Origin of the sequence: Dyadobacter psychrophilus (assembly GCF_900167945.1) — a bacterium.
GTDB lineage: Bacteria > Bacteroidota > Bacteroidia > Cytophagales > Spirosomataceae > Dyadobacter > Dyadobacter psychrophilus.
Map to the genome: position 1 here is coordinate 921935 of NZ_FUZA01000001.1, position 24627 is coordinate 946561.

Here is a 24627-nt window from a genome sequence, read left to right on the forward strand (position 1 = left end):
AAGTATGAAGTTTTTAAAATACACGATTTTAGTTTTAGGATGCATTATTTGGGCTTGCGGGCTCAATCCTACCTTGTTAGGTATGGTCGGAAAATATGGATTGATCCGGGATGGCTATCAGTACGGCGATCTTTACCGCATGGCTAACCTTTCTGCATTTAAGGATCCACGAAAAGAATGCCCGGATTACACGCCGCCATCCCGACAAAATACTTCTCAAAAAGTCCATTTATACATTATCGGCGATAGCTTTACGGAAGCCCAGCGCGTTGGTAAAAGTGATTTTAACGTTGCCGGTTATACATATGTAAAGTGGTCGGATATGCTGCATATAAAACTGGACACCTCAGCGACCAACATTCTGCTGCTCGAATCTGTGGAAAGACATTTCCGGCAACATCTGGCGACACCTGTTTCGTTGCTTTTGCCGGATTCAGCCACTTTCGTCCAAAAAGTGGTTGATCCTAAATTCATGCACAAATTGGATGATGCATTCAACGGAAAGCAGGCACAGGATAGGTTTGAGGCGCTTTTATTTCAAAATGAAGCGTTTTTGAAAGTGAAAGAATGGAAAGCCGATTTCACTTACCATCTGTTTCATCGCGTCAATACAAGCGTTACACTGGTTGATAACGACCGGAGCGTGGTCTCTTATATGGATACGGACACACCTAATGTGACCTCTTCCTTCTCAAAAATCCGCCAATCCGAGCTTGATTCGCTTGTTATGAATTTACAGCTTACCAAAGATTCGGCACTGGCAATGGGCTTTGATCTGGTGGCCTTGTCGATCATTCCTAACAAAGTGTCTGTTGTGCAGCCCGATTACGATGCCTATAATCAGTTGATTGAGCACATTTACCAACATCCCAAATTGCCTGTTCCTTACATTGACGTTCTTTCTGATTTTAGAAAAATGGGAACGGCTTCTTACTTAAAGGGCGATTCTCATTGGACCTGCGAAGGGCAAAACTTGTGGCTTAACAAAGTCAATACATTGATTAACAGCTTCGTTGATCAGGAAAATATTTAATTGAACTGCCTGCTTATCTGCCGGGATTTCCTACATTTAAGTGATTTACAATGTCGGATATTCGCTTTTCAGATTTGACTGTATGAATTATTATCAATCGTTTGGCATGCAATGCATAGCCTGCAGGTTTAGCAATGTCCTTTTTGCAGCCATTATTCTGCTCGGTTCTATTTCAGTTAAAGCTCAGAAAAGCGAGCTGAAACCCGGTTTTGATAAAGAAGAATATCTAGAACAATTGCGGATACACGTCCTTTTATATGACACAGCGAGAAGAGATCCGGCTAAGCCAAAATCCGCAATCACCAAGCCGCAGCAATTTAAACAAGCCTATGAGTCGCCTATAATGGGTTTGGACAACAAATGGGCCTTATGGACTCACAAAACGCGCCCTGTCGCTGCGATCAATGTCAGGGGAACAACCGTTGAACCTGTGGGCTGGCTGGAAAATTTCTATGCGGCGATGGTTCCCGCAATAGGCGAATTGAAGCTTACCAATGCATATACTTTTCAATATCATCTGGCAGACAATCCACAGGCCGCTGTTCACGTGGGTTGGCTTGTGGGCATGGCATTTCTGGCAAAGGACATTGTCCCGAAAATTGATTCCTGCTACAAATCGGGCATTAAAGAGTTTCTTATCATGGGTCATAGCCAGGGCGGGGCGATTGTTTATTTGCTCACTTCGCATCTTTATCAATTACAAAAAGACAAAAAGCTGCCCAGTGACATTCGTTTTAAAACTTACGCCAGCGCCAGTCCGAAAACGGGCAACACTTACTATGGTTATGAATACGAAAGCCTTATTGATGGCGGCTGGGGTTATAATGTTGTGAATGCCGCGGACTGGATCCCTGAATTGCCCTTTTCAGTACAAACGTTGGCGGATTTTAATGAGACGAACCCTTTCAAAAACATCGATCCGGTCATAAACAAACAAAAACTACTGACACGGGTCGCATTGCGGCATGCTTACAAGCAAATGAAGAAGCCGAGTGAGAAAGCGCAGCGCAACTATCAAAAATATCTGGGCAATTACGCGTCCAAATCAATCATCAAGGTGCTTCCTGATTTTCAGCCGCCGGTTTATTTCAAAAGTAACAATTACGTCCGGATCGGTCCCACGATTGCATTAATTCCGGATGCAGAATATTATAAGCTCTTTCCAAATTCGGATACACAAGTTTTTATTCATCATTTGCAAGATCCATATTTGTATTTAATTCAGAAATACAAACATTAAATTCAACGATTCACCTACTCAATGCGCATATTTTTACTCTCGGTCCTTCTCCTTTTTACATTATTAGCCAGCGCCCAGTACACTACCCGTTTTGAAAGCAGTGGCGGCAAGCAAACGCCGACTTATGAAGAAGGAATTGCTTTTTACAAGCTGCTGGCAAAAGACTTCCCGCAAATTCAAATCACCGAAAAAGGGCTTACAGACAGCGGACATCCATTGCATCTGGTTTTGTATTCGAAAAGCAGGACATTTGATATAAAGAAATTAAAATCACAACAAAAAGCCTTTCTGCTGGTCAATAACGCTATTCATCCCGGCGAGTCTGACGGCGTTGACGCTTCCATGATGCTTCTTCGCGACATTGCCGTGAACCCTGAAAAGTTTCCGGAACTGGACAATGTCATTATAGCTGTAATTCCTTTTTATAACATTGGGGGCGCATTAAATAGAAATAGCACAACCCGAACAAATCAAGCCGGGCCGGAAGAATATGGTTTCCGTGGAAATGCCAGAAATTATGACCTTAACAGGGACTTTATCAAAAGCGACACAAGAAATGCACGCAGCTTTGCAGCCATTTTTCACGAACTTGATCCCGACCTCTTTGCCGATACACATGTAAGTAACGGCGCTGATTATCAATATGTCATGACATTGGACTATGCACAGAAAGACAAGTTGGGTGGAAAACTGGGCTATTTCAATGATAAGGTTTTCCTGCCCTACATGTACAAGCATTTGAAGGAATCGGGATTTGAAGCCACACCTTATGTCAATTCATGGGGCCAGACACCTGATAAAGGTTTTGTCCAGTTTCCGGACTGGCCGCGCTATTCAACGGGTTACGCTGCATTGTTTCACACCATCGGGGTCATGACGGAGACACATATGTTGAAGCCTTACGACAAACGCGTTGCTTCAACTTACGCTTATTTGCTTGGTAACATTAAGTTTTTAGCAAGAAACAGAAAGGAGCTTCTCAAACTTCGGAAAGACACTAAGGAAGCGGTGAAAAAGCAGGAGAAATTTGCTGTTTCCTGGGAGGTTAATAAAGTCAAGAACACGCAAATCGAATTTAAAGGTTATGAGCCTGAATACGTTACCAGTAAAGTGAGCGGTGCCCAGAGACTTCATTATAACCGCTCTAAACCATTTACAAAAAAGATTCCGTTCTACGATAACTATTCACCCGTAGACGAGGTTACCAAGCCAGTGGCCTACATTATCCCGCAAGGCTGGCACAATGTGATCGACTTGATGAAACTCAATGGCGTGGAAGTAAAGCAACTGGAAAAAGACACCCAAATGGTGGTGGAAACATATTATATAGAAAATCTGGAAACGCCGAAGCAGCCCTTTGAAGGACATTACTGGCACACAAGCGTGACGACAAAGACGGTTAAACAGCAAGTTACATTCCAAAAAGGCGATTGGTATATCCCTGTCAATCAATGGACTAACCGTTACATTGTCGAGACGCTTGAACCAAAAGGCGTTGATTCATTCTTCAAATGGAATTTCTTCGATACGATTTTGCAATCCAAGGAACATTATTCTGCCTATGTATTTGAAGACCTTGCGGCGGAAATGCTGGCCAAGGATGTAGCTTTAAGAATTAAGCTGGAAGATAAGCGCAAGAGTGATCCTGAATTTGCTAAAAACGGCAGCGCACAACTGGACTTCATTTATGACAATTCGCCGTACCGCGAAAAGGAATATATGCGCTATCCAGTGTTTCGGTTGATGAAGTGACAAAATCCGGACTGAACGATTAAAAAAATACTGCTGTTATACGGGAGGCTTATAAGGCCTTTTATATTATTCAGGCTGTTTTTATATTAATATAAAGGAACAGCCCTTTAAAAAAATCAAATGACATTTCAAGATTTAAAGCTCATTGAGCCCATTGCTAAGGCCCTGCAAGAAGAAGGATACACAACCCCCACACCCATCCAGGCAAAAGCGATCCCTATTATTCTGGATCAAAAAGATTTACTAGGCTGCGCGCAGACAGGCACAGGAAAGACGGCAGCATTTGCAATTCCGATGCTGCAATTGCTTCATGATAACCCGGTTGGGAAATTTGAAAAAAGCCGCATCCGCGCTTTGATCCTCACACCTACACGCGAGTTAGCCATTCAAATTGGCGAAAGTTTTGCTGCTTACGGACGCCATACCGGCATTAAACATACAGTGGTTTTTGGTGGAGTTGGTCAGAAGCCGCAGACAGATGCGCTGCAACGCGGTGTGGACGTGCTCATCGCAACGCCGGGACGTTTATTAGATTTAATTAATCAGGGATTTATAAAACTAAATCAGCTGGAATTCTTCGTTCTGGACGAAGCCGACCGTATGCTGGACATGGGTTTTGTGCATGATGTTAAGAAAGTGATCAAATTGCTGCCTGCAAAGAGGCAATCGCTGTTCTTTTCTGCAACCATGCCCCCTGCCATCGTAACATTGGCAAACACAATCCTTCGCAATCCACTAAAAGTAGAAGTTACACCGGTCTCATCTACGGCCGACACGATTCGTCAGTCGGTATTTTTTGTAGATAAATCGGATAAAAATTCGCTGTTGCTGCACATTCTTAAAGACGAAACTATTGCCACTGCATTGGTTTTCACCCGTACCAAACACGGCGCGGATAAAGTAGTGAAGGTTTTGAGGAAAGCAGGTGTAAGCTCAGAAGCGATTCACGGGAATAAATCTCAGAACGCGCGCCAGAATGCTTTGAAAAACTTCAAAAGCCAGACTACCAGGGTTTTGGTGGCCACCGACATTGCTGCAAGAGGAATTGATGTAGATGATCTGACGCACGTTATTAATTACGAGATCCCCAATATCCCTGAAACGTACGTGCACCGAATTGGCCGTACAGGGCGTGCAGGAGCCAAAGGAACTGCATTTTCTTTCTGTGACCTGGATGAAAAAGCTTATTTGAAGGATATCCATAAACTGATTGCCAAGAACATCCCGGTTATAAACGACCATCCCTACGCAACGGGCAGGTAAAATGACAAGGAATACTTACACGGACATTAACCTCAACGAGGCCAGACGATTAGGAGCGGAAGCTGACACCGTTTTAGTGGATGTGAGGGAAAACTGGGAATTTGAAGAATTTAATGAAGGGGGGATTAACATTCCTCTGGCCGAGATCCGCGAAAGAAGAGCGGATCTCGTTCCTTTTAATAGCATTATCGTGATTTGCACCAATGGTGTAAGGAGCAAAGTTGCAGCAATGGATTACTGTCGTGTGCCAGAATGGCTCGACAAGCGGATATTCCATGTTAAGGGAGGAATTATTGAATCTGAATAACCAGACTTACACAGTCTTAAAGACTTGGCAAGTCTAAGCTTCCTTCAAAAACCCTCAACGCCGGGCCGATCAGGTGAATGTTATCAAATCCAGCTGACGTTTCTTCAAAATCTACTTTCAAAGTTCCGCCGAGTGTTTCAATGGTAATAGGCCCCTCAAAGCCTTTGCGTAAATGTGCAGACAATGCGCAAGCGGTTACACCTGTTCCGCAAGAATAGGTCTCATCTTCAACGCCACGTTCATACGTTCTGACGCTCAAATGATTATCTTCGATCACTTCTACAAAATTGACATTCGTGCCACCTTTTGGGCCGTAAACTGAGCCGTACCGGATCTCGCTTCCTATATTATAGACGTCTGTTTCCGATACATTATCCACGTAAGTGACATAATGAGGCGAACCTGTGTTCATAAAATCAAACTCCTGGTAACGCTCGACATCCTTGACAGGCGACATTTTCAAACTGATCACCTCACCTGAAACGGTTGCCTCATGCAGACCGTCAACTGCAATAAAGGTTGTTGAATCGCTAAAAAGACCTAAATCATGCGCAAAACGCACAACACAACGCCCTCCGTTCCCGCACATGCTTCCCTCGCCCCCATCCGCATTGAAATAAACCATTCGAAAATCATAGCCCGGTTCGTTCTGTAGGAGAATCAGCCCATCCGAGCCAATGCCAAACCTGCGATGACAGATAGAAGCGATCAACTCTTTCGAAACCGGAAAGGACAGATCGCGGTTGTCAATCATTACAAAATCATTTCCCGTGCCCTGATATTTATAAAAAGCAATGTTCATGTTATTGATATTTTCCGTCGGTTTAAACCGACGGGTATGGGGGCCATTTGAATCGGCCGCTATTGGAAAAACAAAACCCTGCAAGAAATAATCGCTTGCAGGGTTTAAAATTTTTGTCCGAAGAAAATTTATACTACTTCGATACTTTAAGCTCTTTAATACGAGCGGCTTTGCCCTGACGGCCACGCAAGAAGAACAGACGTGAACGACGCACCTTACCGCGACGAATCAATTCGATTTTAGCGATACTTGGTGAAAGAATAGGGAAAACACGTTCTACGGCGATGCCGTTTGAGATTTTACGCACTGTGAAAGTTTCACCGCTGCCGCTCAGATTGCGACGCTGCATAACTGTACCCTGGAATTGCTGGATACGCTCTTTGTTACCTTCACGGATTTTCACGTGAACGTTGATCGTGTCGCCTGAATTGAATTCAGGATACTCGGATTTACGATTTTCAATCGTAGCTTCTACGAGTTTAATAAGTTCGCTCATGACGAATGCTTTTTTGGATTTAAAATGATAGCTTGCTTCCAGCGGATGAGGTGACGCCCCTTCATTCAAAACAGCTCTTGCGAAAACGAGTGCAAAGCTAATATTATTTATTTGTTTGTAAAAGCATTTTACATGAAAATACTAAATGTAAAACAGATTCGCGCACTGGATGCATATACTATTGAAAATGAACGTGTTTCATCACTGGATTTAATGGAACGCGCCTCAAAAGCGTTCGTCAGATGGTTCTGTGACCAGTTTGTAAACACCAGGCCGGTTGCTGTTTTTTGCGGAAAAGGAAATAATGGCGGAGATGGGCTGGCCATTGCACGCATTTTGAGCATGAACAGTTATGATGTTCAGCTATATATCATTGAATATACAGATAACGCCTCAGAAGACTTTCAAAGCAACTTATCGCGATTAAAAGATCATTTACAGCCCGTTAGCGTTGCTGCAAACGATGCATTTCCAACATTGGCAGCAAATGTAATTTGTATTGATGCACTGCTGGGATCAGGTTTATCAAGACCGGTTGACGGACTATTGGCCAACATAATACATTCCTTAAACGGTTTGTCCAATAAGCTCGTTTCCGTTGACATTGCGAGCGGATTATATGCAGACAAAGCAAATCAGAAAGGCGATCCTGTTATTGAGCCAGACTTCACTGTTTCGTTCCAATTGCCAAAATTAGCATTCATGATGCCGCAAAATGCCAAATTTGTGGGCTCCTGGCATCTTGTTGATATTGGTTTGAGTGAGGATTTTATCAAAAACATCGAAACGCCTTATTATTATACCGACAAGCTCACGGCCGAAAAACTGATCAAACCACGTGATAAATTTTCGCACAAAGGCACTTTCGGGCATGCATTGCTGATGGCGGGCAGTTACGGCAAAATGGGCGCGGCGGTTTTATCGGGAAAAGCTTGTCTGAGATCAGGCGTGGGTTTGCTTACCATGCATATTCCCGCCTGCGGATACGACATTATCCAGATTTCCCTACCCGAGGCAATGACAATCACAGATCAGGATGCGAAAAATTTAAGTGAAGTCACCGAGCTTGAATCATATTCTGCCATCGGAATTGGTCCCGGAGTTGGTAAAGAGTCTGCCACGGTGAATGCTGTGGAAATATTGTTGGAAAAATTAAATCTAACCGCTGCAAAAGCGAAGCTCATCATCGACGCCGACGCGTTGAATATTCTATCCGAAAACAGGCATCTTTTAGAAAAATTACCTCAAAACACAGTCCTAACCCCGCATCCCAAAGAATTTCAGCGATTAGCCGGAGAAAGCAATGATGAATTCGAAAGACTTCAAATAGGAATTGATTTCGCAAAAAGACATAAAGTAATCATCTGCTTAAAGGGCGCAAACACTGCCGTCATTCTCCCAAACGGCGAAGTGCACTTCAACTCTACAGGCAACCCAGGCATGGCCACAGGAGGCACCGGCGACGTGCTCACAGGAATCCTAACGAGCCTGCTAGCCCAAAAATACGATCCTGTGCAAGCAGCGATTCTGGCGGTCTTTCAGCACGGACTTGCCGGTGATCGGGCGGCGGAAGAGAAAGGAGAAAGTGCCTTGATCGCTTCCGATGTTGTGGAGGGGTTGGGTTGGTAAAAAAATTAAAAAAATCTCAAACTCTCGTTACCTAATTAAAGAAGCCACGTCTTAATAAGCGTTGCGGCGATTATCAGTAAGTCAAAGTGACAAATTCACATGACTTAATTTATTGATGGCGCCGTTAAAGTTTGATTGGGATGATGGGAATAAGAAAAAATCAGTCGAGAAACATCTTATTACGAACGCAGAAGCAGAAAGTATTTTCTTGGATCCGAAACGGAAATATATAATAAGCCATAGGGCAAATGAGATTCGCTTTCTATGTATTGGCAAAAGTTTTTCAAATAAAATATTAACTTCATACTACACGATTAGAAATGGAAAAGTTAGGGTCATTGGAACCAGGGTTGCGAGAATCACAGAAAGACAGCAATATGAAAAAGAATAGCAAAATTTTTTACGTACCAACGATACCAAAACATGTTCGGTTAAGTGACTTTGATACAGAGTTGACAATTGATGATTTTGAAGCGCTGGTCGAAATCTCGCGTGGAAAAGATAAATTAACGAGACAGGATCTTAATAAATTACCAGGAAAAAAGGTCGGGAGTTAACTTTAACTTTACAACCTTAAAATCCTGCAACATCAACTCATAACCTGATAAACCACAAACGCCGACACATAAGCCAGCACCATTAAGTAAGCCAGCTGGATTAAAGGCCATTTCCAGCCGTGGGTTTCGCGTTGGACTACGGCGATTGTACTCATGCACATCATGGCGAAAACATAGAAAATTAACAGCGAGTAACAAACGGCCGGGGTGAACATTGCTCCTCCGGTTTCTGGATTTTTCTCCTTGATCAACCGTTCCTTCACGGTCGGGACGTCTTCAAAATCGCCACTAATGCTGTAAATGGTGGCCATTGTCCCTACGAAAACTTCCCTTGCGGCGAAGGATGCCAACAAAGCGATTCCGATTTTCCAATCGTATCCAAGTGGTTTTATAACTGGCTCAATGAAATGCCCGAAGTGCCCTGCGTAAGAATGTTCAAGACGGACAGAAGAAATGGCTGCATTGACCTGCTCCTCGGATGCCTGAGGCATTGAGGATGTGACTGCTGCTTCAGCTTTCTCCATTTCGTCACCGGGTCCGTATGAAGATAATACCCATAGAATAATGGAAATGGCCATAATGACCTTACCAGCTTCGAAAACAAATGATTTTACGCTGTCATACATGGTAAATGCCACATGTCCCCATCGAGGCAGCTTGTAAGATGGCATTTCGAGCATGAAATAGCCCGGTTCTTTTCTTGGAATAAACAATGAGAGAATCCACGCTGTTGCCAGTGCGCCGATTAAACCTAATGAATACAAACCGAATAAAACCAGACCCTGCACATTCAAAACGCCGAGCACTTTTGTAGGCGGTACGACCAACGCGATAAGGATCGTGTAAATGGGTAAACGAGCGGAGCAGCTCATTAATGGTGTCACTAATATCGTAAGCAAACGCTCGTAGCGGCTGCTGATGCTGCGGGTGGTCATGATGGCTGGAACTGCGCATGCTACGCCCGAAATCAAAGGGACAACGCTTCGTCCGTTCAAACCGAACTTGCGCATTAATTTATCCATAATCACCATCACACGCGCCATATAACCCGACTCCTCCAAAATAGAAACGAGCGCAAAAAGTATCGCTATCGGCGGAATAAATACCAAAATCCCGCCCAAACCAGCCATAATGCCGTCCGTGATCAGATCATTCAAGAAACCTTCGGGCAAAATGCCTTTTGTCCACTCGATCGTTGCCGCAATGCCGGCATCCAGCAAATCGCTGGGATAGGTTGCCCACGAAAAAATGGCTTGGAAAATCAGGATCAGAACTGCCGCAAATGTGACGTATCCCCAAAACGGATGCAATAAAACGCTGTCCAGTTTGCGCGTCCAGTAAGGTTGCTCGGTAATACCCGCGGATTTTACCGATTTACTGACAATAGGCTTAATCTTTTCATAACGGGCCACCGTTTCAGCCGCAAGAAAACCATTTTCATCAAAGTCATGCTTTTCAATCAACTTGTCCAATGCAACCCGGGCAGGCGTTTCCAGAAAGGAAAAATTGTCGTGCTGGCAAACATATTGTAATGCAACGTAATCATTGTCAAGCGCATACATTCGCTTTACATCTGCAATAAGCTGGATTTCATTGCCTTTGGGCTCATAAAAATAAGCCAGCGCAGGTTTGTCAACGCGCTCGGCCATTTGTCTGACCGCTTCCTTCAAACCGCTCAGCCCCTCTCCCGTCCTGGCATTAATGCGTACAACCGGCACATTCAGTTTCATGGCGAGTTGCACCGCATTGACGGTCAGATTCATACTCGTCGCAACGTCGAGCATATTAAGTGCCAGAACGCATGGCAAGCCAAGGTCACTTATTTCGGTAAAAAGCAGCAGATTTCTTTGCAGATTAGAGGCATCGGCCACCACAACAACAACATCCGGAAAATCCGGGTGCGCCGGATTGGCCAGAATGTCCATCACCACAGTTTCATCCCGTGATTTGGGATAAATACTATATGTACCAGGTAAGTCAACGATAATGGCGGCCGTCTCCTGCTGTCCATTCTGGCCTGGAAGCTTGAAAGTTCCTGATTTTTTTTCAACAGTTACGCCCGGAAAATTCCCGGTCTTTTGGCGTAAACCTGTCAATGCATTAAATAATGTAGACTTGCCGGCATTGGGGTTACCAACCAGCGCAACTTTTATATTCCCTAGTTTCAATGGAGAGGCTTATAAACGGAACGTATGTTGTTATTCGAGCTCAATCACCGCGGCTTCATTCAATCTCAGAGAAAGGCAATACGAACCGCCAACATTGATACAAATCGGATCACCAAATGGCGCTATCGCATCCAGGCGCACTTCGCACCCGGGCAGGCAGCCCATTTCCAACAATTTCAATGACATTCCCCGATCTGTAAAAGATTTTATGACCCCCTTTTCGCCCTTTCGAAGATGACTGACCGTACGAGCTGACATACACTCCTTATTTAGATTCATTTTATTTAAAGTGCAAATAAAGCACTATCACACCGTAATTCAAACATAACTTTTGCAATTGTGCCCACACTCATACAAATCATGGAAAATCATGACCGTTTTATTATTTCCCTCAGCCTTTATGTAGTACTTTTGCAGCGCAAAGAGTAAATGAGCAGCGGAATTTTGAACGAGATTAAAACCCTTATCTGGAAAGAAGTTACACTCGAATGGCGCCAAAAGTATGCGCTGAGCGGCATGTTACTTTACGTGATCAGCACTGTTTTCGTCTGCTATCTGAGCTTTAATTTAAGAAGAAATCAACTCACTCCTATTGTCTGGAACACACTATTCTGGATAATCATTCTGTTCACTGCGGTGAATGCAATTGCCAAAAGTTTCTCCCAGGAGCGCTATGGCCGGTTGCTTTACTATTACAGCCTTTGCAGTCCGCAGTCGATCATTATTTCGAAAATCATTTACAACTCGCTGATAATGTTACTATTATCAGGCATGGGGTTTGTATTTTATTCGTTTGTAATGGGCAATGCAATCGGTGATATGGGACTTTTTATCCTGTGTCTCTTTCTCGCCGCCATCGGTTTTGCATCGGTGCTTACGCTTGTGGCAGGAATTGCATCCAAGGCTGATAACAGCGCAACATTAATGGCTGTTCTGAGCTTCCCGATCATTTTGCCCATGCTGCTCATGACAATCAAGCTGGCCAAAAACGCCATGGATGGCTTGGACTGGTCGGTCAGCACGGACGAAATCAGCACACTGTTATCAATTGATCTCATAGTAATTACGCTCAGTTATCTGCTTTTTCCTTATCTGTGGAGAAGCTGATTGCGACGGGCGAGTAAAGCATTAAAGTAAAAGAGTAAAATGAGAAAGATCTGGTGGAAAATCCTCTGCATAGTAATTATATTCTATGTCATCATTATGGGTCTGATGGGCCCTGTTCCGCATCTCGCCATTATTAATGAAAGCATCCGCAACACCTATTTCCACGTAGCGCTCTGGCTGGCCATGACCACACTGCTTTTTGTGTCCATGATTTTCTCAATCCGCTATCTCAATAAAGGACGCATCGGAGACGACGACATTGCAAGTGAACTGGCAAAATCCGCAATATTTTTTGGAATTCTGGGTTGCCTGACCGGCTCGATCTGGGCGAATTATACCTGGGGAGACCCCTGGCCGAACGACCCTAAACTCAATGGCGCGGCCGTTGGCATATTGATTTACCTTGCGTATTTATTATTAAGAAGTTCTTTCGAAGACGAGCAGCGCAAAGCAAGGATTTCGTCCGTTTACAACATTTTTGCATTCGCCGTTTTTATTCCAATTATTTATATCCTGCCCCGGCTTACCGACTCTTTGCACCCGGGCAGCGGCGGAAACAGCACATTTGGCTCATACGATTTCGATAATGATATCAGAAAGGTTTTTTACCCGGCCATTATAGGCTATATCCTGTTGGGACTATGGCTGGCTGAACTTCGGATCCGGATAAAAGTAATTAACCGGGTGCGGGACGAAGCTTCGATCACTTCCGACAAAGTGTTCTGAACCACACTAATTTTACCCATCACAAACATTTTAAATCAAATTTTCGTTAAGATTTCAGACCATTACTCATACAATGAAAAAAGTCTCCCTCTTTCTGCTGACCCTGCTTTTGATTTCAGGAAACTTGTTTGCGCAAGCCGTTGACAATGGCGTGCCTATGGCCGACAAGCTTCGTGAAGACGGTAAGATTTGGGTCGTGGTAGCAGTGATTGCCGCTATCTTTGCGGGAATCGCAATTAATATGCTTCGGATTGATTCCAAAGTGAGCAAAATCGAAAAGGAATTAAATATCAAGTAAAATTTCATGAAAAAAATACAAATATTCGGTTTGATCATCATTGCTGTGGCTATTGGCATTATTGTGTCTACTGCCGGCGATGCGAGCACATATGTCGATTTTACAAAGGCGAAGGAAATGGCGCAGGACGGAGATGCGGAGAGCATACACGTGGTGGGCAAACTCAAAAAAGATGCTTCCGGACACATTTTGGGCATGGAGTATCAACCTCAGCTTGATCCAAACTATTTTGCTTTTACATTGATTGACAATAATCAGGTTGAACAAAGAGTAGTTTATAAAAACTCCAAACCACAGGATTTTGACAAATCAGAGCAGGTTGTTGTCGTGGGTAAAATGGTAAACGGCCAATTTTCTGCTGAAAAAATATTGATGAAATGCCCATCGAAGTACGAAAACGGCAAAATGGAAACTACTGAACATACAGCAGAACAATCATGATTCACAGCACAATCGGAAGTGCAGGTCACCTGCTGGTAATTATTGCTTTTGTAACCGCGCTCGTAGCCACATTCGCCTATTTCAAGGCCAGTTCAACAGGCATGAGCATTGAAGACGGCAAGGTTTGGAAAAAATTTGGCCGCGCTGTTTTTTATTTCCACGTTGCGGCAGTTTTAGGCGTGGTTTTCTCCCTTTACTGGATCATTGGAAACCATTATTTTGAATATCATTACGCCTGGAAAAACTCCTCGCTGTCGTTGCCAACAGGCTACACGATTTCCAGTTTCTGGCAGGATCAGGAGGGAAGTTTCCTTTTATGGATCTTCTGGAATGTTGTCCTGGGCTGCGTGCTTATTTTCACAAACCGTTCATGGGAAGCACCAGTAATGACCGTTTTTGCACTGGTGCAGGCGTTTCTGACTTCCATGATCTTGGGTGTTGTTATTCCTGGTCTGGACTTGAAAATTGGCTCAACACCATTTTTGCTGCTTAAAGAAGTAATGCCGGACCTGCCCGTTTATCAGATGGATCCGAACTTTATCCCCAAAGATGGAAATGGCCTTAACCCGCTTTTGCAAAACTATTGGATGGTTATTCACCCTCCTACCCTGTTCTTAGGTTTTGCTACAACATTAATCCCTTTCTCATTCGCAATCGCAGGATTATGGACTAAAAAAATACAGGAATGGATTCGTCCGGCATTACCCTGGGCGTTATTTTCTGCCATGATCCTTTGTATCGGAATTTTGATGGGCGCATATTGGGCTTATGAAACGCTGAATTTTGGTGGTTACTGGAACTGGGATCCTGTTGAAAACTCTTCCATCGTGCCGTGGCTCGTTCTGGTTGCAGCTGTGCACACGATGATCATCGGCCGTAAAAACGCGACAGCGCTAAAAACGTCGTTCATCCTCACGATTGCAACATTTATATTGATTCTGTATTCCACATTCATGACGCGCAGCGGCGTTTTGGGTAACGCCTCCGTTCACTCATTCACGGATTTGGGACTTTCCGGTCAGCTGCTGATTTATCTGTTAACATTCACGCTTGTAGCAACCGGTTTATTAATTTATCGCTGGAAAGATCTGCCGAGCGACGAAGACGAAGTTTCGACCTATTCCCAGGAATTCTGGATTTTTATCGGCGCAACATTGCTTTGTTTGTCTGGTTTTCAGATTCTGGCAACGACTTCAATTCCTGTTTATAACAAAATTGCCGAAGCATTCGGAACTGTGCTGAATATGGCGCTTCCGGCGGATCAGATTGGTCATTATAACAAATTCCAGCTCTGGTTCTTCTCACTGATCGTCATTTTGACTGGTGTTGGACAATTCTTTTGGTGGAAAAGAGTGGGACAAAATAAGTTGCAGGCCCTTTATAATCCTTTGCTGATCTCCCTACTAATTAGTGCGGCAATCATTACGATTCAAGGGGTTAAAGAAATTCAATATATCGTTTTGCTGACGTCTGCTGTTTTTGCAATTGTGGCAAACGGGACTATTCTACTGAACATTATCCGCGGAAACTATAACCTTTCAGGCGGTGCGATCACGCACATTGGTGTGGCCTTAATGCTGATCGGGATCTTGTTTTCTTCTGCTTATACCAAAGTTGTTTCAATCAACAATTCGGGCTTAATGATCTCCCGGAGCGAAGAATTTACCAACAATGACAATAAGGAAAATAAAGAGAACATTACGCTCTGGCTCAACAAGCCTGAGAAAATGGGTGATTACATGCTTACCTGGCGCGATGTCCGCGTAGAACCGCGTAAGATCCCTGGATATATTCCAAAAAGTTGGGTCGATATCATTGAAGGAGACTTCCACGCTGTTGCTTTGAGAGATATCGTGGTCGACGGTAAAAAATATAATGTCAAAGGAGACACCATTGAGCTTTTCCCTGAAAACTTCTATTACGAGATCGAGTATCGCGAACCTTCGGGCAGAATTTTCAGCTTGTTCCCAAGAGTGCAGATCAACCCAAGAATGGGCGGAATTGTTTCTTCTCCTGACATTCAAAGAAAGGTCGACAAAGATCTTTATACGCATGTGAACATGGTTACGAACCCAACCGCTGAGCCGGTTTGGAGCCAGACAGAAGACTTTACGATCAGCATGCGCGACACATTCTTCGTGAACGATTATGTTGCGATCCTGGATAATGTTGTCCGTACAGAGCAGGTTGAAGGCGTGAAGTTGGGCGAGGGCGATGCTGCGGTTAAGGCAGTGATCCGCGTGCTGGATAAAGATAAAGAATACGTGGTAACGCCTTCGTTCGTGATCCGCGACCGCATGGTAGCACGCAAGCCTGAGGTAAACAACGATCTGGGCATGCGTATCCAGTTTCAGGAAATCAATCCGCAAACAGGCCAGTTCTCGTTTGCTGTCAACACCACTCAGCGTGACTTCATCGTGATGAAAGCCATTGAAAAGCCATTGATCAACATTCTTTGGTTAGGCACATTTGTATTAATGATCGGTTTCCTGATGGCGACGATCAGACGGTTCAAAGATTTTATTAAAATGAGAGACAGAGAAAATCAGTCGACCGATAAGAAACCGAAAATTAAGGTTCAGGCTGTTTAAAATAGCATTTGATCAGGAAGGGCGCATTGCTTCTGCAACGGCGCCCTTTTTGTTTATAATCACCTCATTTACCATTAAATAAAGATGGTAACCACAGGATAAAGACTCGTTTGAGAAACGTATATACGTGTATAGATTTGGTTAGCTGCTATCCAACAGCTTTCGATTCTACACCATGGAAACGTCCTCCAATCCAACCTCAAGAAGAGAATTTCTACGCCAGTCAGCGCTGATCGCAGGAACTGCATTATTTTCCCCTGAAGCATTCAGTCATTTTCATATCGGTAAAAAAGTAAAAGTTGTGGTGATCGGCTCCGGTTTTGCCGGCCTCGCTGCTGCTTATGCATTGAAAAAACAACATGTTGACGTTACTATCCTGGAATCACGCAGTCGTGTCGGCGGTCGCGTTTTTTCACATATAATTGATCCCAAAGAGAAGCTAACCGTAGAATTAGGCGCCGAATGGGTCGGGAACTCACATACGCGTGTCAGGGAGCTATGCGATGATTTCAAACTTGAACTACTTAACAATCAACTTGATACGGGACTAATCTATCGCAATCAATATTCAAAAAGCAACACTTGGGATTTTTCGGCAGACTGGAAACCTAAATTCACTTCGCTTTTGGAAAAATACAAAACCATGAGCGACAATGATAAAATGCAGCTGGATCAAATCGACTGGTGGCGCTATCTGGTCAACAATGGCTGCGAAGGAAAAGATTTAATGCTGCGTGAATTGCTGGACAGCACGGATTTCGGAGAAAGCAACCGCCACGTTTCAGCTTTTGTAGCGTTAGCAACATTTGCAGAAAGCAGTGAAAAGAATGAGATGGATCTGAAAATCAAAAACGGAAACGGACAACTTGCTCAAAAGCTCGCTGAGAAGGTTGGTTTTGAAAACATTCTTCTCGAACACAAAGTAAAACGGATTGAGCAAAAAGATAAGGTCATCGTGCATTGCGATAATGGCAAAACATTCGAAGCGGACAAAAATATTTGCGCTATCCCAACGTTCGCAATCAAGAGGATTGCATGGGAGCCCGGACTGCCTCAGGAAAAACTGGATGCATTGGACCAATTGCAATATGCGCGCATCAATAAAAATGCTTTGCTCTTTAATAACCGTTTCTGGAAAGACGAAAGCTTCGACCTCATTACCGACCAAACCCCTCATTATTTTTATCATGCCACCAAAAACCAGCGATCACGCAAAGGCGTATTAATCTCCTACACCATCGGTGAGAAAGCAGAATCGATCGCCAATCAAAACGATAAATGGCGCAAAACAATGGTTCAGCAGACATTAGGACCGTTTTTTGGAAATGTAAAAGATCAGCTGGAATCACAAGCCAATTATTATTGGGGAAGTGATAAAATATCGCATGGCGCCTATGCTATGTATGGCCCCGGCCAATGGTTTAAGGTGCGGCCTGCGCTGCAAAAAAGCTTCCTGCACACCGCATTTGCAGGTGAACATCTGGCCGACTGGCAAGGCTTTATGGAAGGCGCCATCGTCTCCGGCGAAACGGCCGCATTGGAAATGATGGCCACCTAGCAGTACATAATTGAAGCTATATCAAAACCTGAAACCAAGTCGGGTAAAGAAAAAAGCACCATTGCTACCCATCTGAACGGGATCCCAACCACCACCCGATTCCGTTAGCGCCGGCAGTGACATATCCGGATAAACATTCAGAATGTTGCTGCCGCCGATGGAAATGGAAAAGTTCTTATTGAGTTTATAATTTGCTGTCAAATCGGTCTGGACTTTTGCTTTGTAAACGTCAAGTTCATAATCCCAGTTTGCCAGCTTCACCTCTCCAAAACGAACAAAACGCAGCATTAAGCTGAATTTGTCAACGGCATAATCAAATGTCAGGTTGATTTTCGAAGGCGGCGCAGATGCAAGCACAAAGCGCCGCTCCCTTTCATCAAAATACGTGTCCTCTTTTCCCCTCAATCTCGGAACCGTGTTAACCGGCCCGAGGTCCATTTGATTAAAGTTGGCTGCCAGGGTTGTGCTCAGGCGCCCCACGCCCAATGCACCGGAATGTGCTATGATCAGATCGATCCCTTTTGTTGTCGTGTAGGAAAGCGCATTAGTGAAAAATTGCGCCTTACCAACACGCAGCGCTTGAAGCAGATCGCCAATATCCTCATCATCATCGCTAAACTGCCCTGTAAGCACCACGCGGTCTTTCACTTTAACATAATAACCATCGATTGTGACTGACAGTCCGGGAGCAGGATTCAATGTGAGTCCTATGCTGGCGTTTTGCGAGGTCTCTTCTTTCAGCCTGGGAATGCCGAGCGTTCTGGTCACCTCGCTGTTGTTATTGGCGAGCAGCACATCCACAGCTTCTCCATTTACGAAATTTGTAAATGTAGAATTGAAATACTTTTGGGCGAGTGACGGCGCACGGAAACCGGTGCTTACCGATCCGCGTAGAGCAATGGCATTGGTAATTTTGTAACGCAGACCTACTTTTCCATTCAATGTTGTCCCAAAGTCGCTGTAACTTTCAAAGCGCACGGCTGCATCGATCAGTAATTTTTTGGTCAGATCGGCCTCTATGTCTAGATAAGCCCCGGCATTTGAACGGCTTTTGTCCGTAACATCTGCGGGACTGTAACCTGGAAAACCTTGCGATCCACCGGCCAAAGTTGGATCATAGTTGTAGTAAGAGCCACGTTCGCCTGCAAAGATCTTGTAACGCTCCGTCCTGAACTCTCCTCCAAAAGCAATGTTCAAACCTTGTAAAACACGCTTATAATAACGTGTAATGTTCAGGTTAGTCACATTTTGCGCCAACTGAAAACCGCCTGCGTCAAATTCGGTCTGTGAACCTTCACCCAGCGACGTGTTGATAGTATTCCTTACATCAAACTGGAACTTGTTGAAACCATAAGTGTTGCTCAAATCGATGTCCCACGACTTCCAAACACCCCGAACGCCGCCCGTGACTGCCCTGTCATCGATTGTACTCGCTATGATCGGATCAAATCCATTGGGGTAAACCGAAGGCACATTGCGATCGTCGTCAGCAAATCGCGTCCAGGCGTAGGCATCACCTTTGCGCTTGTTAATGCCGCCGAAACTGTAAACCTGAAACTTCTCGCCGATGGGAACCTTTGCATTATAATACAACGCGGCATTGTTGATCCTGGGATCGCCATACTGTCTCCTGGCCAGATCACTTTCTTTGGAAACGGTGTTAGCACGGTTGGTGTGATCGCGAAAATTGTAGTCGGCCGTTACATTCAAAAAGCCTTTTTCCGCCAGCTTGAAGCCATAATTGAGGTTAACATTGTAATTTAGGCCATCGAAGTTTTTGTTATCAAAGCGATATTTTGCTTTATAAACTCCCGCATTTACATTCGCAGTAAGCTGGTTAACTGTTTCCTTCAATACAATGTTGATCACACCCGCAATCGCATCCGAACCATATTGCGCTGCCGCGCCATCCCTTAAAATTTCAATGCGCTCAATAGCCGCTGCGGGAATTGCATTTAAATCTGTCCCCGTGTTTCCACGACCTCTCGAACCAAAAAGATTAACCAGTGCCGACTGATGACGCCTTTTTCCATTGATCAAAACCAATGTCTGATCCGGCCCCAGTCCGCGAAGTGAAGCGGGATCCACATGATCGGCACCATCAGAACCGGTTTGCCTGTTGGAATTAAAAGAAGGAGCCGCGAATTGAAGCAGCTGATTTACATCCAGCTGACCTTGTTTTGTAGTAATTTCCCGGATATCGATCACATCAACAGGCGATGGCGTGTCCGTGGACGAGCGGTTACCATTACGGGAACCGACAATGGTAACCTGGTTCAAGATGGATGCATCTGCCAATGTGAAATCCTGCGCAGCATTCGCCGCAACTTGCCGTTCTACGACATTGTAACCAACAAACGTAACAACTATCACGGCATTTGACTGGGACACAGAAAGTGTGTATGCCCCACTCCCATCCGTTATGGTGCCGTTATTAGTGCCTTTCTCCAAAACCGAGGCACCTACCAGCGGCTCACCCTGGGCATCCCGCACGTTCCCGGACACCTTAAAGCTTTGTGCCATCGAATAAAAACCCGCAAGCGCGAGCAAACAGGTAAAAATTGATTTTGTCATATATGCTGATGTTTGAATTTTGGTTATTCCTGCCTTTCCAAAGCTTTTGAAGCGTATATTTACAACTAAATATTTACGCTTACTGTCAATTGAATATGATCTCCACGCTGATTAAATCTGCCCTCGGCCGCCTGCGCATTGTTGCATTCCTTGAAGGAATTTCCTACCTCGTTTTGCTTGGAATTGCAATGCCGTTGAAATATATCGCAGGACTTCCACAAGCTGTCCGTGTTGTGGGCATGGCTCACGGTGTTCTTTTCGTCCTTTTTGTCATTTTATTAATCCAGGTTGCCACGGAAAGAAGCTGGTCTTTCAAAAAATCCCTGCTGTCCTTCATTTCATCGCTGGTGCCATTTGGTACTTTTTATGCGGATGCAAAGTGGTTCAGAAGTTAAGCGAAGCGTTTAAGCTTACATTTTTATACATTCCTACACCCCGATCAAGTGCGAAAAATTTCTATCCTAAACCTTATTTTTTTCTGTTTAATCATTTCCAAAAGCATTGCTCAGAAACCCAATGAAAAATATCAATACAATATTCATTCCGCAACGTCTTCCCTGAACATTGACGGTGTTGCAGATGACCTGGCCTGGGAATCGGCTGAGGTTGCCAATAACTTTTTCATGATCACGCCCATGGATACCAGTTTTTCCAGGGCGCTTACCGATGTGAAAATGTGTTATGATAAGGATAACCTCTATATTCTGGTTGTTAACTACAAACCAATTAAAGGCTCAATCATTGTCGAATCGTTGAAAAGGGATTTTTCTTTCGGGAAAAATGACAACTTCCTGCTTTTCATGGACACGTTTGACGACAAAACCAACGGGTTTTCATTTGGTGCCAATGCTGCGGGGGCTCCCTGGGATGGCCAGCAGGGAGACGGCGGAACGGTGGATCTCAGTTGGGACAACAAATGGGTGAGCGCTGTAAAAAATGATGATGATAAATGGGTTTGGGAAGCTGCCATTCCATTTAAAAGCATTCGTTACAAACCGGGAATCACAAAATGGGGCATCAATTTCAGTCGTCAGGACCTGACTATATCTGAAAAATCGGCCTGGGCGCCTGTTCCCCGGCAATTTCCTTCCGCATCGCTCGCCTATACAGGCGTGCTCGCCTGGGATGTGCCGCCTCCCAATCCAGGCCCGAACATTTCCGTTATTCCTTATGTCGCGAATCGTTTGACCAAAGACTTTCAAAAAGATACGCCCAACAAATACAAACCAACAGTCGGCGGAGACGTCAAAATTGGCCTCACGCCTTCCCTTAACCTGGATTTGACGGTTAACCCTGACTTTTCGCAGGTGGATGTGGACGTGCAGCAGACTAATCTGGACCGTTTCGAACTGTTTTTCCCGGAGCGCCGCCAGTTCTTCCTCGAAAACGCCGACCTTTTCGCCAACTTCGGGTACGCTACCATTCGGCCATTTTTCTCCCGGCGCATCGGATTAGGCGTCCCGATCCAGTTCGGGGCGCGTATGAGCGGGAAGATCAACAAGAACTGGCGGATAGGCGTCCTGGATGTGCAGACGGGCTCATCCGACAGCCTTACACCCAGAAATAATTACGCTGTTTTTGCCTTGCAAAGACAGTTGCTGGCACGTTCCAATGTGCGTTTTATTTTCGTGAATAAGGACGCCACCAATTATAATTTGGAGCAACATAGCGCCACAAACCGCTATAACCGCAACATTGGAGCCGAATTTAACCTTGCGAGTGCTAAAAATCTCTGGACGGGAAAAGTAATGGTGCTCAAATCATTCACTCCCGGAAAGTCAACGGATGATTTTACGCATGCGGCGGATCTGAAATTCAACAAAGCCAATTTTTTCTGGCAATGGCAGCATGAATATGTAGGCAAAAATTACAATGCGGAAGTAGGTTACGTGCCCAATGCGGTCAGGTTGGGATATTACAAGATCAGCCCGAACATTGGTTACCTGTTTTTTGTAAAAAACCCAAAGATCATCAGCCACGGCCCTAAGCTGATCAGCAATGTTTTCTGGGATAAAAAGTTCGACCTCAGTGACAGGGAATTCATCCTTTCCTATAACCTCAATTTTATCAACCGCGCAACAGTAGCAGTTTGGGGTTCCAGCAATTATGTACGATTATTAAGACCTTTTGACCCTACTAACCTGGGCGTAGGAACATTACCAACCGGCAGCGAGCATAATTGGAAAGCCACAGGTTTCGACATTGTTTCAGGCCCGCAGAATCGTCTTACCTACGCAGCATCGGGTATTTTTGGTGGTTATTATCAAAACGGACACCGAAATAACTTACGCGCAGAACTCGGTTACCGCGTGCAGCCTTACGTTGCCATCACTATGGCCGGAAATTACAACGACATTCGCCTGCCGGAGCCGTGGAAACGAACCCAATTGTGGCTGGTAGGGCCGCGTTTGGACTTCACATTTACCAATAGCCTGTTTTTCACAACATTTATGCAGTATAATAATCAGGCGGATAACATTAACCTCAATGCCCGTTTGCAATGGCGTTATAAGCCTGCATCAGATCTTTTTATTGTTTATACGGATAATTATCTGCCCGAAAATTTCCGGGTTAAGAACCGGGCCGTTGTGTTGAAATTTACTTACTGGTGGAATTTGTAAATCAGTAAAACACCTCAATATTCTTGCTTTTCAGCTGTCCGAGCTGTCTGCTGTATTTTTTCTCGGCATCTTCTTTGACAAACGGGTTACCACGGAGATAAAGCTTTTCCAATTGCTTTATCTCCAAAAGCTGCTCGGGAAAATCGGGAAAGTTGTTGGAAGACAAATCAAGTTCCTGCAATTTCACAAAAGCGGTAAGCTCTGCCGGAAAATTCGTAAACCAGTTGTACCCGAGATCAAGGATTTTAAGGTTTTGCATCTTCGTAATGCTGGCCGGAAGTTTACTCAAACGGTTGTGGTGCGCATAAAGCGTGTGAATTCTGGCCAGTTTGTCAATGCGCTCGGGCAATGCCTTTATTTGGTTATAGGACACTGCCAGATGTGTCAACTTTTTCAGTTTAGTAACGGACGTAGGAAGCGTTTCAAGCTTGTTATAATAAAGATCCAGCACTTCCAGATTCTTCATTTTTTTAATTCCTTTTGGCAAAAGGGCAATGTCCGACTTGTAAAAATTAAGATCATGCACTTGCTTTAACTTCTTGAAACTGCGATTGGATAAAGCAGTGAGCTCATTGCCGCCAAGCCAGAGTGTCCTCAGCCTTTTTGATTTCCGGGCTGCATCAGGAATGTCTTTGCATTTATTTTCTTTCAGGTTCAGAAGCGTTAATGTCTTGTTCGCCGTGAGCTGCAACCCGCTTTCGGTGATCAGATTTTTTTGTAAGTGAAGTTGCCTCAATTTAGGCAGGCGCTCCATGACAATGTTGACGGCCTGCAACTCATTATCGCCCAGATACAATTCTTCCAAATTCGGAAAGCGGTAGATCGCGTCGGGTAATGTCTTCAAATCCAATTGATTCAAATAAAGCCGTTTGATTTTCAACGTATCCTGAAAAACCAGCGCCGTTTTAAGATCAACCACCGAACTGTCACCGCGCCTGACTTCACGAACCACCGGCTGTTTCCCAACCGTTCTGACAGCGACAACGGAGAACTTTTTACCAGGTTTGGAAACTTTCCAACCATCAAACCCGGTCAAAAACGCATATTGGGCGTGTTTGTCCAGCGAATCCTTATTGTATCCATCACCAGTTCGCAGATCAAAAATCAGGTAATCCAGACTTCCCGACTCGTTGATGTAAATTTGGGTGAAGACGGCAATGCCGGGATTGGGGTTTTCCGGAAATGCCGATGCAATGATCAGGCTTGTCTTTTTCATCACCTCATTCAGCATTGACGGCTCCGTACCCGTGTAATCGTTGGCGAGCTTAATGTTGTCTACTCCTTCTTTCTCAACATTTTTTGAAGATATAACCCTTAATTGCGCATAGGCACTTTGCAAGCACAAGCAGAACAATGCAGATAATATAGCTTTCATGACAAAAAGGTTTTTTATGGAAGTGCTAACATAACTAAAAGTTTAGTCATATTATTATAGTTACTTACATATTTTCCTTTTGAACCTTC

At 44.4% G+C, this 24627-nt stretch carries 22 protein-coding genes; 16 read left to right on the forward strand and 6 right to left on the reverse strand.

The window, feature by feature from the left end:
• Nucleotides 1-4: 4 nt before the first annotated feature.
• From B5X68_RS04080 to B5X68_RS04100, 5 genes are all read left to right on the forward strand, one after another.
• A complete protein-coding gene (locus B5X68_RS04080; protein ID WP_082213368.1) occupies nucleotides 5-1033 on the forward strand; it encodes an alginate O-acetyltransferase AlgX-related protein in 1029 nt (342 codons plus the stop codon).
• A gap of 82 nt (nucleotides 1034-1115) precedes the next feature.
• A complete protein-coding gene (locus tag B5X68_RS04085; protein WP_141110185.1) occupies nucleotides 1116-2273 on the forward strand; it encodes a lipase family protein in 1158 nt (385 codons plus the stop codon).
• Nucleotides 2274-2294: 21 nt separating this feature from the next.
• Nucleotides 2295-4025 (forward strand): M14 family metallopeptidase, encoded by a 1731-nt coding sequence (locus B5X68_RS04090; protein ID WP_082213369.1) that lies wholly within the window; start codon nucleotides 2295-2297, stop codon nucleotides 4023-4025.
• A 120-nt stretch (nucleotides 4026-4145) separates the two neighbouring features.
• Nucleotides 4146-5288 (forward strand): DEAD/DEAH box helicase, encoded by a 1143-nt coding sequence (locus B5X68_RS04095; protein WP_082213370.1) that lies wholly within the window; start codon nucleotides 4146-4148, stop codon nucleotides 5286-5288.
• 1 nt (nucleotide 5289) lies between these two features.
• Nucleotides 5290-5595: a rhodanese-like domain-containing protein gene (locus B5X68_RS04100; protein ID WP_082213371.1), complete on the forward strand. Its 306-nt coding sequence runs from the start codon at nucleotides 5290-5292 to the stop codon at nucleotides 5593-5595.
• A 16-nt stretch (nucleotides 5596-5611) separates the two neighbouring features.
• Here the strand turns inward: B5X68_RS04100 and dapF are convergent, their stop codons facing one another.
• Nucleotides 5612-6397, reverse strand: coding sequence for a diaminopimelate epimerase (dapF, locus tag B5X68_RS04105; protein WP_082213982.1), 786 nt, complete (start codon nucleotides 6395-6397; stop codon nucleotides 5612-5614).
• 133 nt (nucleotides 6398-6530) lie between these two features.
• Nucleotides 6531-6893: a 50S ribosomal protein L19 gene (rplS, locus tag B5X68_RS04110; protein ID WP_082213983.1), complete on the reverse strand. Its 363-nt coding sequence runs from the start codon at nucleotides 6891-6893 to the stop codon at nucleotides 6531-6533.
• 132 nt (nucleotides 6894-7025) lie between these two features.
• Between rplS and B5X68_RS04115 the strand changes: the two genes are divergently transcribed.
• From B5X68_RS04115 to B5X68_RS28845, 3 genes are all read left to right on the forward strand, one after another.
• The gene (locus tag B5X68_RS04115; protein ID WP_082213372.1) at nucleotides 7026-8522 is read left to right on the forward strand and encodes an NAD(P)H-hydrate dehydratase; all 1497 of its coding nucleotides are present in this window, start codon (nucleotides 7026-7028) and stop codon (nucleotides 8520-8522) included.
• 115 nt (nucleotides 8523-8637) lie between these two features.
• The gene (locus tag B5X68_RS29425) at nucleotides 8638-8913 is read left to right on the forward strand and encodes a BrnT family toxin (protein WP_082213373.1); all 276 of its coding nucleotides are present in this window, start codon (nucleotides 8638-8640) and stop codon (nucleotides 8911-8913) included.
• Nucleotides 8843-9079, forward strand: coding sequence for a hypothetical protein (locus B5X68_RS28845; RefSeq protein WP_170916535.1), 237 nt, complete (start codon nucleotides 8843-8845; stop codon nucleotides 9077-9079). The genes B5X68_RS29425 and B5X68_RS28845 overlap by 71 nt, the downstream gene beginning before the upstream one ends.
• 32 nt (nucleotides 9080-9111) lie before the next feature.
• On the opposite strand, the gene feoB is transcribed toward B5X68_RS28845, so the two are convergent.
• Together feoB and B5X68_RS04135 are read right to left on the reverse strand one after the other, a co-directional pair.
• Nucleotides 9112-11247 (reverse strand): ferrous iron transport protein B, encoded by a 2136-nt coding sequence (gene feoB / locus B5X68_RS04130; RefSeq protein WP_082213375.1) that lies wholly within the window; start codon nucleotides 11245-11247, stop codon nucleotides 9112-9114.
• Nucleotides 11248-11277: 30 nt separating this feature from the next.
• The gene (locus B5X68_RS04135) at nucleotides 11278-11505 is read right to left on the reverse strand and encodes a FeoA family protein (protein ID WP_082213984.1); all 228 of its coding nucleotides are present in this window, start codon (nucleotides 11503-11505) and stop codon (nucleotides 11278-11280) included.
• Between the two features lie 171 nt (nucleotides 11506-11676).
• Here B5X68_RS04135 and B5X68_RS04140 point away from each other — a divergent pair, with 171 nt between their 5' ends.
• From B5X68_RS04140 to B5X68_RS04165, 6 genes are all read left to right on the forward strand, one after another.
• Complete coding sequence (locus B5X68_RS04140) at nucleotides 11677-12354, forward strand: heme exporter protein CcmB (protein ID WP_141110186.1); 678 nt, start codon at nucleotides 11677-11679, stop codon at nucleotides 12352-12354.
• Between the two features lie 39 nt (nucleotides 12355-12393).
• Complete coding sequence (gene ccsA, locus B5X68_RS04145; protein ID WP_082213376.1) at nucleotides 12394-13080, forward strand: cytochrome c biogenesis protein CcsA; 687 nt, start codon at nucleotides 12394-12396, stop codon at nucleotides 13078-13080.
• 73 nt (nucleotides 13081-13153) lie between these two features.
• A complete protein-coding gene (locus tag B5X68_RS04150) occupies nucleotides 13154-13378 on the forward strand; it encodes a CcmD family protein (RefSeq protein WP_082213377.1) in 225 nt (74 codons plus the stop codon).
• 6 nt (nucleotides 13379-13384) lie between these two features.
• Entirely contained in the window at nucleotides 13385-13819 is a 435-nt protein-coding gene (locus tag B5X68_RS04155; protein WP_082213378.1) for a cytochrome c maturation protein CcmE domain-containing protein, read from the forward strand.
• Nucleotides 13816-16410, forward strand: coding sequence for a cytochrome c biogenesis protein CcsA (ccsA, locus tag B5X68_RS04160; RefSeq protein WP_082213379.1), 2595 nt, complete (start codon nucleotides 13816-13818; stop codon nucleotides 16408-16410). The genes B5X68_RS04155 and ccsA (B5X68_RS04160) overlap by 4 nt, the downstream gene beginning before the upstream one ends.
• 175 nt (nucleotides 16411-16585) lie before the next feature.
• Nucleotides 16586-17968: a flavin monoamine oxidase family protein gene (locus B5X68_RS04165; RefSeq protein ID WP_082213380.1), complete on the forward strand. Its 1383-nt coding sequence runs from the start codon at nucleotides 16586-16588 to the stop codon at nucleotides 17966-17968.
• A gap of 21 nt (nucleotides 17969-17989) precedes the next feature.
• Here B5X68_RS04165 and B5X68_RS04170 read toward each other — a convergent pair whose 3' ends face one another.
• Nucleotides 17990-20542 carry a TonB-dependent receptor gene (locus B5X68_RS04170; RefSeq protein WP_082213381.1) on the reverse strand — a complete coding sequence of 851 codons (2553 nt, stop codon included), beginning with the start codon at nucleotides 20540-20542 and terminating at the stop codon, nucleotides 17990-17992.
• A 95-nt stretch (nucleotides 20543-20637) separates the two neighbouring features.
• On the opposite strand from B5X68_RS04170, the gene B5X68_RS04175 reads away from it, so the two are divergent.
• Nucleotides 20638-20937 (forward strand): DUF3817 domain-containing protein, encoded by a 300-nt coding sequence (locus B5X68_RS04175; RefSeq protein ID WP_082213382.1) that lies wholly within the window; start codon nucleotides 20638-20640, stop codon nucleotides 20935-20937.
• Between the two features lie 48 nt (nucleotides 20938-20985).
• On the forward strand, nucleotides 20986-23163 hold the full coding sequence (locus B5X68_RS04180) for a DUF5916 domain-containing protein (RefSeq protein ID WP_082213383.1): 2178 nt from the start codon (nucleotides 20986-20988) through the stop codon (nucleotides 23161-23163).
• Nucleotide 23164: 1 nt separating this feature from the next.
• Here B5X68_RS04180 and B5X68_RS04185 read toward each other — a convergent pair whose 3' ends face one another.
• Nucleotides 23165-24538: a leucine-rich repeat domain-containing protein gene (locus tag B5X68_RS04185; protein WP_082213384.1), complete on the reverse strand. Its 1374-nt coding sequence runs from the start codon at nucleotides 24536-24538 to the stop codon at nucleotides 23165-23167.
• Nucleotides 24539-24627 lie beyond the last annotated feature (89 nt).